Genomic DNA, 14,329 nt, shown 5'->3' with positions numbered 1-14,329 from the left:
CCCCCCCCCCCCCCCCCCCCCCGCCCCGGGGGGGCCCCGCCCCCCGGGCCCCCCCGGGGGGGGCGGGGCGGCCCACCAGCCGGTGGCGATCTTGGTGACCGTGGTGATCACCGCGAGCAGGATCGCCCAGCCGAGCACCGGGGGGATGCTGCGCGGGTCGGTGGTCAGCCCGAACAGGACGAAGAACATCGCGGCGAACAGGTCGCGCAGCGGTTCGAGGATCTTCGTGGCATTGTGCGCGGTGGTATCGGAGATCGCGATACCCAGCAGGAACGCCCCGACCGCCGCCGATACCTGCAATGCGGAGGCCACCCCGGCCACCAGCAGCGCCGAACCCAGCAGTTTCAGCAGGAAGATTTCGCGGTCCTCGCTCGCCACGATCGCCGAAACGTATTTTCCGTACCGGAACGCCACCACGAGTACGACCGTGACCGCCGCCAGGGCGATCGCCAGGGATTGCAGACCCGCCACGAAACCCAGCCCGGCCAGTACCGCGGTCAGCACCGGCAGGTAGGCCGCCATCGCCAGATCCTCGAAGACCAGGATGGACAGGATCACCGGGGTCTCGCGGTTACCGAGCCGGCCAAGATCGTTGAGAACCTTCGCGATGATGCCGGAGGACGAGATATAGGTGACGCCCGCCATGGCCAGCGCGCCGGTGGGACCCAGCCCCAGAAGTAATGCCACGATCACGCCGGGTGTCGCGTTGAGCACCAGGTCCAGCAGACCCGCCATCCAGGATCTGCGCATACCGGTGAAGAGCTCGGCCGCACTGTATTCGAGGCCGAGCAGCAGCAACAGCAGGACCACGCCGATCTCGCTGGCGAGATGGATGAATTCGTCGGCCTCGTGGAGTTCGAAGAAACCGCCTTCCCCGAACACCAGGCCACCGAGCAGGTACAGGGGTATCGGGGACATGCCGATCCGGGCCGCGATGCGTCCGAGCACGCCGAGCCCGAAGAACACCGCCCCCAGCTGGATCATCGCCAGCGTGGTCGCATTCATCGCCGTGGAGTCAGCCGTCTTTCAGGATGTCCGCGGCGTTGTCGAGACCCTCCGACGTCCCCACCACGATCAGCACATCCCCACCGGTGAACACGAAATCGGGCCCGGGTGCGGGCATGGCCTGCCCCGCCCGCATCACCGCCACGATCGAGGCCTTGGTCCGGGTTCGCATCCGCGTTTCGCCCAGCGTCCGCCCGTCGTACGGGGAGTTCTCCCCGACCGGGAGTTGCCGGGTGTTCACCCCGTCCATATCGCGGTGTTCGTTGCGCAACTGGCCCACCAGCTGCGGGGCGCCCAGCAGATTCGCCAATGTCCCGGCTTCGGCCTCGGTCATCGGGATCTGCGTGGTGGCGTCGGGGTCACCGATCTTGGTGAAGATCAGATCGATCGTCCCGTCCTTGTGGTCGACGACCCCGATCCGCCGGCGCACAGCGGTGAGCGGAAAATCCTTGCGTACGCCTATTCCCGGCAAGGGTGTCACTTCGACGTTCACGATGTCACCTTAACTCGACTATCCGTCCGCACCGACGGGCGCGCACACCCTAGCGCTACCCGTCCGGCGCGGGTGGTGAAACACCCGGGCGACCGGCCGTCGGCCGGGGCCCGGCGGCCTGCTCCGCCTATGCCGTGCCACCGGTCCGGCGCGCCTGTTCGGCGGCGATCACCACATGCCGCATGAGCAGCGCCGTGGTCACCGGGCCGACCCCGCCCGGCACCGGGCTCAGCCCGGCCGCGCGACCCCGGACCGACTCCGGGTCGACATCGCCGACGATCGAGCCGTCGGCCGATTCGTTGGTGCCCACATCGATCACCACCGCCCCCGGCCGCAGGTTCGCGCCGGTGACCAGGCCGATCCGGCCGGCGGCGGCGACCACGATATCGGCGGCCGCGGTCACCGCGGGCAGATCGGTGGTCCGGGAATGGCAGATGGTGACCGTCGCGTTCTCGGCCAGCAGCAGCTGCGCGAGCGGTTTGCCGACCACATTCGAGCGTCCGACAACAGCGACGTGACGGCCCGCGAGCGCGATCCCGTGATGCTTCAGCAGTTCCACCACGGCCTCCGCGGTGGCCGGGGCGAAACCGGCCGAACCCGCGGTGAGCAATCCCAGCGAGAGCGGGCTCACTCCGTCCACATCCTTGGTGGCGGCGATCGCCGGGGACACCTCGTCCAGCGATACCCCGGCGGGCAGCGGTGTCTGCAGCATGATGGCATCGGTGCCGGGATCCGCGCTGCGGACGGAGAGTTCGGTACGCAGCGCGTCGGCGGTGGCGTCGGCGCCCAGATCGACGGTTTCGCAGTCGATGCCCCGATTGGCGGCGGATTTCTTCAGCGAGTTGACATACCAGGCGCTGGCGGGATCGTCGTTGGCGACGACCAGCGCCAGGCGGGGCGCCCGGCCCGCCTGTTCGGTGAGCGCTTTCGCCCGCGCGGTCGTATCCGCGTTGACGGCGGCGGCGAGCTCTTTCCCGGTCAGCGATGCGGTATCCACGGGGGTTCACCCTAGCCCCGGGCCGGCGCGGCGCCCGCGAGGGTGCCGCCGGACATGTCACGAATCGGCCGGCCGCAAATCCCGTATCCCGGCCGTACCGGGTTCTAGGGTGGGTTGCCACGCATCGCACGAACCGACAGTTTCCGACCCGATCGATCACCTACGAGAACCAGCTCCACACGTGGAAAGGTGTCGCCGTAGTGCACAATCGCAGAGGTCTGCACGTTCTGGTGGCCTTCGCCGCCGTCGCAAGTATGGCTTTCGCCGGACTTCTCGGCACGCCCGCCCGGGCCTCCACCCCCGAAACCGATGCCCTGTACAACTCGGCCCAGCGCCATTTCACCGAAGGGAATCCGGAAGCCGGCCGCGCCGATCTGCGCGCCCTGCTCGCGCGCGACCCCGCCGATGCCGAAGCGCTCTCACTGCAGGTGATCTGGTCGCATTACGTCGGCGATATGCCGGCCCAGCACGACGCCATGGGACGGCTGCGGGCCGTGAACCCGGGTATGGCCGCCGGCACCGACGGCGTTCTGGGCGCGATCGGCGCGGGCGTGGCCACCCTGCCCAATCCGTTGCCCGCTCTGGTGGGCCCGCAGACCGGGATCGTCGTCTTCGGTTACGGCCTGCTGCCCGACGGAACTCCCCGGCCCGAACTGGTCGACCGCCTGCAGGCGGCCTGGCTGCAGGCCATCGCGTCGCCGTTTTCACCCATCGTGGTGAGCGGGAACAACCCCAGCAACGGCATCACCGAGGCAGAGGCGATGCGTAACTGGCTGGTGGGCCGCGGTATCCCGGCCCAGCGAATCCAGCTGGAGAACCGCGCCGGTTCCACCGTGCAGAACGCGCTGTACAGCGCGCAGATCCTGCGCGATCTGGGCGTGTTCAGCGTGGTGGCGGTGACCTCGCCCAACCATATCCGGCGGGCGGTCACCGACCTCTATATCGCCGGGATCCGGGTGATCGGCGCCACGACGTCGCTGGATCAGCTGGTGTCGCAGCTGCCGCCGCCGAGCCGGCAGGCCCAGTACAACATCTATCTCGACGCGACCCGCACGTTCGGGCTCCCGGTCAGCCGCTGACATCCGCGACGGCCCCCCCGGTACGGGCGGCCCGCGCGTCGGGGCCGCGATAGGCGGCGCACCCGCCCCACCCCCCCCCCGCCCCCGCCCCCCGCCTCTTCGGGCACGATATCGGCGACGAACGCGCCCATCGCCGCCTCCGAACCGGCCAGGTATTTGATCTTGTCCGGGCCGCGGCGGATCGAGGTGAGCTGCAGGTGCAGGCGGATCGTATCGCGCCCGGTATGCACCGGCGCCTGATGCCATGCCGCGATATAGGGCGTCGGGTCCTCGTACAGGGCGTCGACACCACGCAACAACCGCAGGTAGAGCGTCACCAGTTCGTCGCGCTCGGCGTCGGTGGTCGCGGCGAGATCCGGAATATGGCGGTGCGGCAGCAGATGTACCTCGACCGGCCAGCGCGCCGCGAACGGAACGAACGCCGTCCACCGTTGTCCCGCCAGCACCACCCGGCCGGCGGCACGTTCGGTCTCGAGAATGCGCTCGAACAGATCCGGGCCGAGCCGCTCCGCGATATCGAGCATGCGGGTGGTCCGGGGTGTCACATAGGGGTAGGCGTAGATCTGGCCGTGCGGATGCGGCAGGGTGACCCCGATCGCCTTACCGCGGTTCTCGAAGACGAACACCTGCTCGATGCCCGGCAGCGCCGAGAGCACCGCGGTGCGATCGGCCCAGGCCTCGACCACGGTCCGGGCGCGGCTCGGCGTGAGATCGCCGAAAGACCCTTCGTGTTCCGCGCTGAAACACACCACCTCGCAGCGTCCGACGGCGACGCGTTCGCGGTCGAAGCCGACGGCGGTGATATCGGCGAGGCCACCGGGCGCGGGCGGTTCGCCGGTGACATCGCCGGGTAGCGCGGGGCCGAAGGACGGAGAGCGGTTCTCGAAGACCGCGACGTCGTACAGATCCGGGATCTCCGAGGGGTTGTCCGGGGTCTGCGGGGCCAGGGGATCACGGTCCGCGGGTGGGAGCACGACCCGGCTCTGCCGGGCGGCGGCGATGGAGATCCACTCCCCGGTGAGTACATCCTGGCGCATTGTCGCGGTCGGCGGCCGGGGGTCCAGACGGCGGGTATCGATCCGGCGTTCGGCGCCGAGCCGGGTGTCGGCGTCGTCGTAGTAGAAGAGCTCCCGGCCGTCGGCCAAGGTCGCGCTGCGCTTCACGATGCGGGTCGGCACGCCTTCACGATAGCCAGCCGGGGCCGCCCGCAGGCCCACCCCGGCACCCGGCGGGTCCGTCCGCCACGGTCGCGGGCGCTTCCGTTCTGCCTCTGGTCATGGCCACCGAGGTCAGTTATGGTCAATATGACCAAAATAATGAGCGGAGAGTTTTCCGATGGGACACGGACACTGGGACCACAACGCCTACCGAGCCGCCGAGAGCTACCGGGCGCGGCACGGAATCGACGATTTCGGCTACACCGCACAACTGCGCGAACAGCCCTATGACACCTGGACCGTCCATCCGGACCTGGACCCGTTCGGCGTCACGGCCCGCGAATGCCGGGATTCGGCCGAACACGCGCAGTCACTGCCGATCGCGGTACTTTTCGACGTCACCGGTTCCATGGGCCGGGTGCCGGTGATCATGCAGACCAAACTCGGCACACTGCACGGACTGCTGAAGAACAAGGGGTACGCCGACGATCCGCAGATCCTGTTCGGCGGTATCGGGGACGCCGATGTCGACCGGGCACCCCTGCAGGTGGGCCAGTTCGAATCCGACAACCGGATGGACGAACAGTTGCGCACCATCCTCCTCGAAGGCGGAGGCGGCGGCCAGAAATCCGAAAGTTACGAACTGGCAGCCTATTTCATGGCACAGCATGTGATCACCGATGCCTGGGAGAAACGCCGCAAGAAAGGCTACCTGTTCCTCATCGGCGACGAACTGAACAAACCCCGCCTGGCGGCCCGCCATATCCGCGCGGTGATCGGTGATCATCTGCGCACCGATATCGCCGTCGATTCGATCTACCGCGAACTCGGACAGCGCTGGCATATCCACTACATCCTGCCGAATCAGTCGTCGTACTACCGTGATCCGGAGATCGCCGAGCACTGGTCGGGCCTGCTCGGGCAGAACTTCCTGCGACTCGACGATCCGGCCGCGGTCTGTGAACTCATCGCGTTGACGATCGGGCTGGCCGAGGACCGGGTGGATATGCCGGGCGGCTTGGCCGACCTGCGCGATATCGGGTCGGTGCACGAGGCGGAGATCGTCGGCAAGGCGCTCGGGACCCGGACCCCGAAAGCTCTACCGGGCGCGACGGCATGAACAGCGACGGTATCGGCGCTCCGGAGCGGAATCCCGGCCACCATCTGATCGTCGTCGACCTCGGTTTCGGCGACGCGGGTAAGGGTGCCACGGTCGACTGGCTGTGCGCTCCCGGAACGGGCCTGGACATCGCCGCGGTGGTGCGCTTCAACGGCGGGGCGCAGGCAGCACACAATGTGGTGGCCGGCGACCGGCACCATACGTTCGCCCAGTTCGGTTCCGGGACCTTCTCCGGCGTGCCGACACATCTGTCCGGGCACGTGCTGGTGGAACCGCTCGCCCTGGCCGCCGAGGCGGAGAACCTGGCATCGCTCGGGGTGCCGGATCCGCTGTCGCTGCTGTCGATCGACGCCGCGGCGCTGCTCACCACCCCGATCCATATCGCCGCCAACCGCGCCCGTGAGGACGCGCGCGGGCCCGCACGGCACGGGTCGTGCGGGCTGGGTATCGGTGAAACCGCTTCCTACGCATTGCGGTACGACGCTCCCCGGGTCGCCGACTGCCACCGGCCGGACGTCCTGCGCAATAAGCTCCGGGCACTCGCCGCGCACTACCGTCCGCTGCTCGGCACGAGCACGCACACCCACGAACCCGTCGATGCCCTGGTGGAGGTGTACCGGGAATTCGGGCGCGCGGTACGGATCACCGGCGACGGGGAGCTGCGGCGGCTCGCCCGGCGGGGCCGGCTGGTATTCGAGGGCGCGCAGGGGGTGCTGCTCGACGAATGGCGCGGTTTCCCTCCGCACACCACCTGGTCGACGGCGGAACCGCGCAACGCCCGCGGCCTGCTCACCGGGATCGGCGCCACCGGATCCGTACTCGGCGTGACCCGCACCTATACGACCCGGCACGGAGCGGGTCCCCTGCCGACCGAGGACCCGGACCTGCGCATCCCGGAGGTGCACAACACCCACGGCAGGTACCAGGGGCCGTTCCGCCGGGGCCGCCTCGACACGGTACTGCTCCGGTACGCGGTGCAGGTATGCGGCGGTATCGACGGGCTGGTGCTGAACCACCTGGATACGGCGGCCGGCGAACCGGTCGCCACGGCCTACCGCACCTCGCGCGGCATCCTTCGCACGCTCCCGCCGGGAGCGTGGCAGGACCTCGGCCACCAGGCCGCGCTCACCGCGACCCTCGCGACGGCCACTCCGATCCTCACCGATCCGGCGCCCGACCTGCCATCCCTGCTGGAACAGACCTTGGGCGCCCCGGTCGTCCTCACCGCCACCGGCCCCGATCGATCCGCCCGTACACCGTCGGCGGCCTTCGGAGCACTGGCCGCACCGGCTCTCCGCTCACCGGCCGGTGTGGGCGGGGACACCGTGACCGCTGAACCCGCCTGTTTCGGCGGCCCGGGTAGACGCCTTCCGTAGGCGCTACCGCGCGCAACCCTCCAGGCGCCGGCCGGCGGCGACGCCGAACCTGTCGCGACCGGGCGTTGCCGACGGACCGCGCACGCCGGCCTCCGGAGGCGGCGGCGAGTCCTGACCCGGAGTCGGCGGCCTGGCTACCGCGGGGGAGGGCGGGTGTCTCGCCGCCGGGAGCGGCGGGGGCGGATTTGGCAGGATGGGTGCGTGGACCAATCGGCGGTATCGGTGGATGTCGTGGCGTTGCGGTTCTGGCCCGCCGACGCCGCGGTCACGTTCGGCATCGCGCCGCGCGGACACGAACCGTTCACCGGACAGGTCGCGTTGCCCGGTGTCCTGCTCGGGCGGGGTGAACGCCTCGCCGAGGCCGCGGCGCGGGCGGTACGTACCAAACTGGGTGTCCCGGAGGCGGCCCTGGGGCCGGTCGGCCAGCTGGTGACCTTCGACGAACCGAACCGCGACCCCCGCGGGCCCACGCTGTCCATCGTCATGTGGGCGGTCGCCCAACCGCACCAGGGGCCGGCGCAGTGGGTCACCTTCGACGAGCCGCCGGCCTTGGCCTTCGATCACAACAGCATCGTCGCGGCGGCCCGCACCCTGCTGGCCGGGCTGCTCTGGAAGGACCCCACCCTCACCCGCGCGCTGCTCGGACCACAGTTCCCGGCCACGCGCGCGGTCGACCTCACCGCCTCGCTGGCCGGTGCCCGGCCGGACGCGGCGAATCTCAACCGCACTCTGGCCGGGATCCCCGGACTGGAGAAAACCGACGAGCGACGCCGCACCAAAGCCACCGGCCGGCCCGCGGCGGTCTGGGCGTTCACCGACGGGCAGACTTGAGCCGTACCCCACCGGCATACCCGGCCGGGCGGGCGGAAACGGCCAGCGACGGCGTGAGCCGCTTCGCGTGCCCGGTCCAGGGATCCATCCGGCGCCGCACTCCCGAAGCATCACGATGGTCGTCCTCCCCACACCGAGCCGTTCTACCTGTCGGCTCGGCCGCGCCGACTGCCGCGACTTTCGCATCGACCGCCCGGGCGGGGCTCGGATCGCCGAATCCGCCGGCAAGACGCGCGAAAATCCGGTGCTTTACCCGGTACCGCCCACCAGACTGAGCTCATGCCCGAATTCGATATCGAGGCCGTCACCCGGCAACTGCGTGCCGCGGGATGCGTTTTCGCCGAGGACGAGGCGCGGATGCTGGGCGGCAGTGCCCGTTCCGCGGGGGAACTCGACGAGCTGATCGCGCGCCGGGTGGCCGGGGAGCCGCTGGAATACATCCTCGGCTGGGCAGAATTCAGGGGGTTGCGAGTGGGGGTGCAGGCGGGAGTGTTCGTACCGCGGCAGCGCTCGGCACTGCTGGTCGACGAGGCAGCCGCCCTCGCCCGCAGCACACCGCCGCGGATGGTGGTGGATCTGTGCTGTGGGACGGGAGCACTGGGGCTGGCCCTGCTCACCGAGCTGGACGGTGGCCCGGCGCCACTACCGGATCTGTTCGCCGCCGATATCGACCCGGTGGCGGCCGACTGTGCGCGCGCCAATCTCGCCGGCCTCGGCGGGCAGGTGTGTCAAGGTGATCTGTTCGATGCGCTGCCCCGGCAGCTGTGCGGACGGATCGATATCCTGCTCGCGAACACCCCGTACGTGCCGTCGGAATTCCTGTCCCGCCTGCCGCCGGAGGCGCGGGATCACGAGCCCGCCACCGCGCTCGACGGCGGACCCGACGGGCTCGCGCTCGCCCGCCGCACCGCCGCCGGAGCTGCCGAATGGCTCGCGCCCGGCGGTAGCGTGCTGATCGAGATCGGCACCGATCAGATCCCGGCCGCGACCGCGCTGCTCACCGGTGCCGGCCTGCGCGCGCGGATCGCCCGGTCCGCCGGACTCGGCGCCACCGTGGCGGTGGGCACCCGGGCGGTCGCTACTTACGGCCCTTGAACTCGTCCATCGAGTGATACACGCCGACCGTGTTCAGGAACAGGTCGCGTAGTTTGAGGGGCAGCACACCGGAGAGCACCTTGTTCAGGCGCGAGGTCCACGGCATGATCACCACCGGGGTGCCCTTCTTCATCTCCGTCCACGCGGTGTCGACGACCTTGTGCTGGTCGAGGATCGGGGTGAACCAGAAACCCGTGGCGCCCTCGAACATTCCGGTGTTGATGTAGGTCGGGCAGACCGTGGTGACCTTGACGTGGTCGTGCCCGGCCTGCCCCAATTCGATCCGCACCGAATCCGACCAGCCCAGCGCCGCCCATTTCGAGGCGGCGTAGACACTCATCCGCGGGTTGTGCACCAAACCGGCCGAGGAGGCGATGGTGAGCACCCGGGCCTCCGCGGTGCCGGCGACCATGGCCGGCAGGAATTCCAGGGTGACGTACATCGGCGCCAGGGCGTTGATCGCCATGGTCTTGTCGATATCGTCGCGGTCCTTCGTCTCCCAGAAGTAGGTGTTCCCGCGCACGATTCCGGCATTGTTGACCAGGATGTCGATATCGCCCACCTCCACCCGGACCGACTCGGCGGCGGCCGCGACCGCGGCCCGGTCGGAGACGTCGACCGTATAGGTGTGCACGGTGCCGTCCGCCGCGGCGAATCCGGCGGCGGTCTCGCGCAGCGCGGTCTCGTTGATATCCCAGAGCACCACCGCCGCGGCACCCTCGCGCACCGCCTGTTCGGCGAACAGTTTGCCCAGGCCCATGGCGGCACCGGTGATCAGCACCTTCTTACCGGCCACCGTGTCCAGTTTCATTGATTCGGGTCCTTGTCGTCGGGGAGGAACTTAGGAGGCAGCGGGCGGGCACTACTTCTGGCGCAGAGTTTTCATGACCCGGAAATACAGTGTCATGGTTTTCGCCCACATCGCCTCCGACATCCCCGGAAGCGGCGCGATCGGCAGCATCCGCTGCACCGCGATGGTTTGTGTATCGACGTACTTCAGCAACCCCTCCGGGCCGTGCCGGCGGCCGGTCCCGGAGATCCCGACGCCACCCGACGGGGCGTCCGCGCTACCCCACGCCGCGATGAATCCCTCGTTCACATTGACCGATCCGGCGTTGATCCGGGCGGCGAACTCCCGGCCGCGGGCCGCGCTGCGCGACCACACGCTGGCGTTGAGACCATAAGGGGTGTCGTTGGCCTGCTCGACCGCCTCGTCGTCACTGGCGACCTTGTAGACCGAGACCACCGGGCCGAACGTTTCCTCCCGGTACACCGTCATCTCGGCGGTGACATCGGTGAGCACGGTGGGTTCGTAGAAATAGGGCCCGAGATCGGGCCGATGCCTACCCCCGGCCAGTACGGTGGCGCCCTTGGCGACCGCGTCGTCGACGTGGGCACGTACCGTGTCGAGCTGGCGCGCGAAGGTCAGCGAACCCATATCGGTCGAGTAGTCCAGCGGCGAGCCCAGCGTCAAAGCCTCGACCGCGGGCACGAAGGCGGCCACGAACCGGTCGTAGACCGATTCGTGCACATAGATCCGTTCCATCGATTCGCACAGCTGGCCGGCCGAAGCGAAGCTGGCCCGCACCGCGGTCTTGGCCGCGGCCACCGGATCGGCGTCGGAGAGCACCAGCAGCGGATTCTTCCCGCCCAATTCGAGTGAGCAGCCGATCAGCCGCTCCCCCGCCTGGCGGCCGATGGTGCGGCCGGTGGCGCTCGACCCGGTGTAGTCGACATAGTCGGCACGGTCGATGACCTCACCGCCGATCACCGACCCGCGGCCCAGCACGATCTGCCACAGCCCCTCGGGCAGACCGGCCCGCATCGCGGCGTCGACGGCCCACAACGCGGTGAGCGCGGTCTGGTTGTCCGGCCGGCCCACCACCGCGTTACCGGCGACCAGGGCCGGTAGGGCGTCCGAAACCGCCAGGGCGAGCGGATAATTCCACGGCGAGATCACCGCGACCACGCCCTTGGGCCGCTGCCGCACCTCGACGGCGGTGAGCACCGGCAGCACGCCGCGCGGTGTGCGGCGGGCCAGCAGCCGGGGCGCAGTGGCGGCGTAGTACCGGGAATTCACCGCGACATCGCCGACCTCGTCGAAGGCGTGCGCGCGGGATTTCCCGGTTTCGGTCTGCACGATATCGAGGATGGTGTCCTGTTCGGCGAGGACGAGATCGTGGAACCGGCGCAGTACCGCGGCGCGCTGCCGGACCGGCACCTGTGCCCACTGCCGCTGGGCGGCCCGGGCCCGCGCGAAGGCGGCCTCGATATCGGCGACCGACGACTGCGGCAGTTCGGCGATCGGCTCGCCGGTGACCGGCGCGGTGACCGTGACGGCGGGCGCCCCACCGGCCGCGGCCCGGCCGAGCAGCCGGTCGACCAGGTCCGGGGTCAGGGCGCCGGTGGCGGCGGGACGCTGGGCGGTCGTCATCGTCGGCATACTCCTGGGGCGAGTGGGGCCGCGATCGGCAGGTCGCGGCCCTGATGATTAATTGAACAGTGGTGTTAATGTAATGGTCGTGCCGTGTGGAGTGTCAAGGGGGCAGTTGCGCACAACAGCCCGTCACCAGCGCCGGCTGTGGTATCTCACAGTCCGAGGCGCCGCGTGAACGGCCGCGCGGACCACGACGCCGATCCCGCGATGCAAGCCGCTGCCCGGCCGCACTCCCCGGCTCCCGCCGCCGCCCCGCCCCGGCGGGGTCGCCCACCGCAGACCCGGGAACAGGCGGAACAGGTCCGCGCGCGGATCGTCGACGCGACGGCGCAGGTCTTCACCCGCGCCGGATCGCGTGGTCTGAGCGTGGCCCAGATCATCGACCAGGCCGGACTGTCACGGCCCACGTTCTACCGCTATTTCGCCAACGCCACCGAACCCTTGAACGTGCTGCTGGATATCTCCAACGCGGAACTGGTGGGCGGGATCGCGGCCGCCCTCGAGGCCACCGGGGAAGGCGTGGACCTGGGGATCCGGCTGATCGACGCCTATCTCGACTGGGCCCGGGGGCACGGCGCCGTCCTGCGGCCGCTGTTCGCCGAGTTGCACGATCCGGCCTCACCGGTCTCGGCGTACCGCAACGTCGCCATCGACGGGATCCGCGAAATCGTGCGCAGCAAATTCGCGGAACTGGGCCGCCCGGTACCCGAACCGCTGGACCTCGACGCCGCCCTGCACGTCTGCGAGTACGTGGTGTACCGGATCTCGGCCGCCGCCGAACCGGGTACGGAACCGGATCCCGACACGGTCGCCGCGGCCCGCCTCACCATGATCCGGGTCGTCCTGGCAACCCTCGGCAACACCGCCGATATCCGCTACGCGATGGAGCTCCCCGGCCTGTTTCCCGCGGCGCCCGCGGACGCGCCCGAATGAGCTGTCAGCCCGGCCGGTCGCCGTGGTCGAGGCTGAGCCCGCTGGCGCGCAGCACATGGCGGTCGATGGCGGTGCGGATGGCCTCCTCGGTGCCCAGGATCCGCACATGCCGGCGGGCGCGGGTGATCGCGGTGTAGAGCAGTTCACGGGTCAGCAGGCTCGAGCCCGGTTCCGGCAGCACAATCGTCACCGTGTCGTACTGACTGCCCTGACTGCGATGGATCGTCATCGCGAACACCGTGACCACCGAAGGGAATTGGGTCGGATGGACGAGCAGCGGTTCCTCACCGCGCTGCAACGCCACCCGGAGCGACCCGTCGGGGCGGCGCACCACCACACCGGTGTCCCCGTTGTAGATCCGGGCCTCGTGATCATTGGCCGTCACGAGCAGCGGCTGACCGGGATACCAGGTGCCGGAACGATGCTCCGGGCCCGCGCCCGCGGCGGCCGCCCATTCGGCCGCCGTCCGGTCCCACTGTTCGACCCCGTACGGCCCGCGCCGATGCGCGCAGAGCACCCGATGCGATTCGAAAGCCGCCAGCGCGGCGGCCGCATCACCGGCGGCGGCCGCGGCGGTGACCCGCTGCGCCGTGGCGACGACATCGGCCCGGACGGCGGCGATGTCGTCCGGGCCGAGCAGCTCCAGCATATCGCCGCCGGAACGCAGCAGCTCCAGCGCGGCCTCGGTATCGCCCGCGCGGACCGCCACGGCCAGCTCGGCGATCCGGCCCCCGAACCGGCGCCCACGGGTCAGCCGGACGATCCCGCCGCGCACCCGCCGGCGCTCCAGCTCGGTGAGCGCTTCGGCGTCCGCCTGCCCGGGCGTGCCGGTGCAGCCGGGGTCGGCGGCCAGCACCGCCTCCAGCGCCGGGTTGGCCGCACCCGGGAACGGTGCCGCCACCAGATCCGCGAGCACCGCACCGGCATCCACCGAGGCCAGCTGATCCGGGTCACCCACGAGGACGAGCCGGGTGTCCGGGCGCAGTGCCGCCAGCAGGCGGCTCATCATGGTCAGCGAAACCATCGACGTCTCGTCCACCACCACCACGTCGTAGGGCAACCGGTTGTGCTCGTGGTACCGGAACGGCGTACTGCGACCGCGCTGCCAGCCGAGCAGACGGTGCAGGGTGGCCGCGGACAGCTCCGGCAAGCCGAGCAGGCCCGCCTGATCACGCACCGCTTCCTGCAGCCGGGCGGCCGCCTTGCCGGTGGGCGCGGCCAGCGCGATCCGCAGCGGAGCCGTGGCCGGCGTATCCTCCCCACCGGCCCGCAGGGCGGTCAACAACGCGAGGATCCGGGCGATGGTATGCGTTTTCCCGGTGCCCGGACCGCCGGCGACCACGGTGGTCGCCCCGGTGGCGGCCAGGGCCGCGGCGAGCCGCTGCCGGTCGGGGGCCGTGCCGGGCGGGCCGAAGAGCCGGTCCAGTTCCCGGCAGACCAGCGCGGGATCGGCCGCCGGATGCTCGGCGGCGCGGGCGGTCAGGACCCGGCGGATGGTCTCCTCCTGCCGGTAATAGCGGTCCAGATAGAGCAGGGGTCCGGTACCCGGGCGGGCCGGCTCGGTGAGCCGCAGGGGAGTCAGCGGACCGGCCGGGCCACCGCGGACCAGCGGGCTGTCCCGCAGTGCGCCGATCACCGATTGCTCATCGGGCCAGGGCAGCTCGGCGAGATCGATATGCTCGGCCCGTTCGTCGTCGGCGTCCACGCCGATCTCCCGCATCCTGGTCAGATCCAGGCATACCGAACCCGAGCGGACCGCGCGGACCGCCAGCGCGGCGGCGAAAAGCACCGGTTCCCGCGTCTCCC

The 14,329-nt window shown here is 70.2% G+C and carries 13 protein-coding genes; 6 read left to right on the top strand and 7 right to left on the bottom strand.

The window, feature by feature from the left end; genetic code table 11:
• The 3 genes from QH276_RS01795 to QH276_RS01785 form a co-directional block, all read right to left on the bottom strand.
• On the bottom strand, positions 1-1,005 hold a 1,005-nt coding region (locus tag QH276_RS01795; RefSeq protein WP_280406573.1), incomplete at its 3' end, for a cation:proton antiporter.
• A gap of 10 nt (positions 1,006-1,015) precedes the next feature.
• Positions 1,016-1,498 (bottom strand): cation:proton antiporter regulatory subunit, encoded by a 483-nt coding sequence (locus QH276_RS01790; RefSeq protein WP_280400009.1) that lies wholly within the window; start codon positions 1,496-1,498, stop codon positions 1,016-1,018.
• 127 nt (positions 1,499-1,625) lie between these two features.
• Positions 1,626-2,495 carry a bifunctional 5,10-methylenetetrahydrofolate dehydrogenase/5,10-methenyltetrahydrofolate cyclohydrolase gene (locus tag QH276_RS01785; protein WP_280400010.1) on the bottom strand — a complete coding sequence of 290 codons (870 nt, stop codon included), beginning with the start codon at positions 2,493-2,495 and terminating at the stop codon, positions 1,626-1,628.
• A 200-nt stretch (positions 2,496-2,695) separates the two neighbouring features.
• On the opposite strand from QH276_RS01785, the gene QH276_RS01780 reads away from it, so the two are divergent.
• Positions 2,696-3,574, top strand: a complete 879-nt coding sequence (locus QH276_RS01780; protein WP_280400011.1) for a YdcF family protein — start codon at positions 2,696-2,698, stop codon at positions 3,572-3,574.
• On the opposite strand, the gene galT is transcribed toward QH276_RS01780, so the two are convergent.
• The gene (gene galT, locus QH276_RS01775; RefSeq protein ID WP_280406572.1) at positions 3,529-4,752 is read right to left on the bottom strand and encodes a galactose-1-phosphate uridylyltransferase; all 1,224 of its coding nucleotides are present in this window, start codon (positions 4,750-4,752) and stop codon (positions 3,529-3,531) included. The genes QH276_RS01780 and galT overlap by 46 nt on opposite strands.
• Before the next feature lie 157 nt (positions 4,753-4,909).
• Here galT and QH276_RS01770 point away from each other — a divergent pair, with 157 nt between their 5' ends.
• The 4 genes from QH276_RS01770 (at position 4,910) to QH276_RS01755 (ending at position 9,153) form a co-directional block, all read left to right on the top strand.
• Positions 4,910-5,851 carry a hypothetical protein gene (locus QH276_RS01770; RefSeq protein ID WP_280400013.1) on the top strand — a complete coding sequence of 314 codons (942 nt, stop codon included), beginning with the start codon at positions 4,910-4,912 and terminating at the stop codon, positions 5,849-5,851.
• Positions 5,848-7,227, top strand: coding sequence for an adenylosuccinate synthetase (locus QH276_RS01765; protein WP_280400014.1), 1,380 nt, complete (start codon positions 5,848-5,850; stop codon positions 7,225-7,227). The genes QH276_RS01770 and QH276_RS01765 overlap by 4 nt, the downstream gene beginning before the upstream one ends.
• Positions 7,228-7,428: 201 nt before the next feature.
• Positions 7,429-8,058: an NUDIX hydrolase gene (locus tag QH276_RS01760; protein ID WP_280400015.1), complete on the top strand. Its 630-nt coding sequence runs from the start codon at positions 7,429-7,431 to the stop codon at positions 8,056-8,058.
• A gap of 279 nt (positions 8,059-8,337) precedes the next feature.
• The gene (locus QH276_RS01755) at positions 8,338-9,153 is read left to right on the top strand and encodes a putative protein N(5)-glutamine methyltransferase (protein WP_280400016.1); all 816 of its coding nucleotides are present in this window, start codon (positions 8,338-8,340) and stop codon (positions 9,151-9,153) included.
• Here the strand turns inward: QH276_RS01755 and QH276_RS01750 are convergent.
• Both QH276_RS01750 and QH276_RS01745 read right to left on the bottom strand, forming a co-directional pair.
• The gene (locus tag QH276_RS01750; protein WP_280400017.1) at positions 9,137-9,964 is read right to left on the bottom strand and encodes an SDR family NAD(P)-dependent oxidoreductase; all 828 of its coding nucleotides are present in this window, start codon (positions 9,962-9,964) and stop codon (positions 9,137-9,139) included. The genes QH276_RS01755 and QH276_RS01750 overlap by 17 nt on opposite strands.
• A gap of 51 nt (positions 9,965-10,015) precedes the next feature.
• The gene (locus tag QH276_RS01745) at positions 10,016-11,587 is read right to left on the bottom strand and encodes a succinic semialdehyde dehydrogenase (RefSeq protein WP_280400018.1); all 1,572 of its coding nucleotides are present in this window, start codon (positions 11,585-11,587) and stop codon (positions 10,016-10,018) included.
• Between the two features lie 174 nt (positions 11,588-11,761).
• Here QH276_RS01745 and QH276_RS01740 point away from each other — a divergent pair, with 174 nt between their 5' ends.
• Entirely contained in the window at positions 11,762-12,523 is a 762-nt protein-coding gene (locus tag QH276_RS01740) for a TetR/AcrR family transcriptional regulator (RefSeq protein WP_280400019.1), read from the top strand.
• A 4-nt stretch (positions 12,524-12,527) separates the two neighbouring features.
• Here QH276_RS01740 and recD read toward each other — a convergent pair.
• Positions 12,528-14,329, bottom strand: a 1,802-nt coding sequence (gene recD / locus QH276_RS01735) for an exodeoxyribonuclease V subunit alpha (protein WP_280406571.1), incomplete at its 5' end; no start/stop codon positions are given.

It is taken from the genome of Nocardia carnea (genome assembly GCF_029869215.1).
Classification (GTDB): Bacteria; Actinomycetota; Actinomycetes; order Mycobacteriales; family Mycobacteriaceae; genus Nocardia; species Nocardia carnea_B.
Note: the sequence above shows the minus strand (reverse complement) of the source record. Positions and strands in the feature narration are given on the sequence as shown.

Coding starts and splice junctions, on each gene's coding strand:
- QH276_RS01770 (WP_280400013.1), top strand. CDS start 4,910: ATGGGACACGGACACTGGGACCACAACGCCTACCGAGCCGCCGAGAGC.
- QH276_RS01765 (WP_280400014.1), top strand. CDS start 5,848: ATGAACAGCGACGGTATCGGCGCTCCGGAGCGGAATCCCGGCCACCAT.
- QH276_RS01755 (WP_280400016.1), top strand. CDS start 8,338: ATGCCCGAATTCGATATCGAGGCCGTCACCCGGCAACTGCGTGCCGCG.
- QH276_RS01750 (WP_280400017.1), bottom strand. CDS start 9,964: ATGAAACTGGACACGGTGGCCGGTAAGAAGGTGCTGATCACCGGTGCC.
- QH276_RS01745 (WP_280400018.1), bottom strand. CDS start 11,587: ATGACGACCGCCCAGCGTCCCGCCGCCACCGGCGCCCTGACCCCGGAC.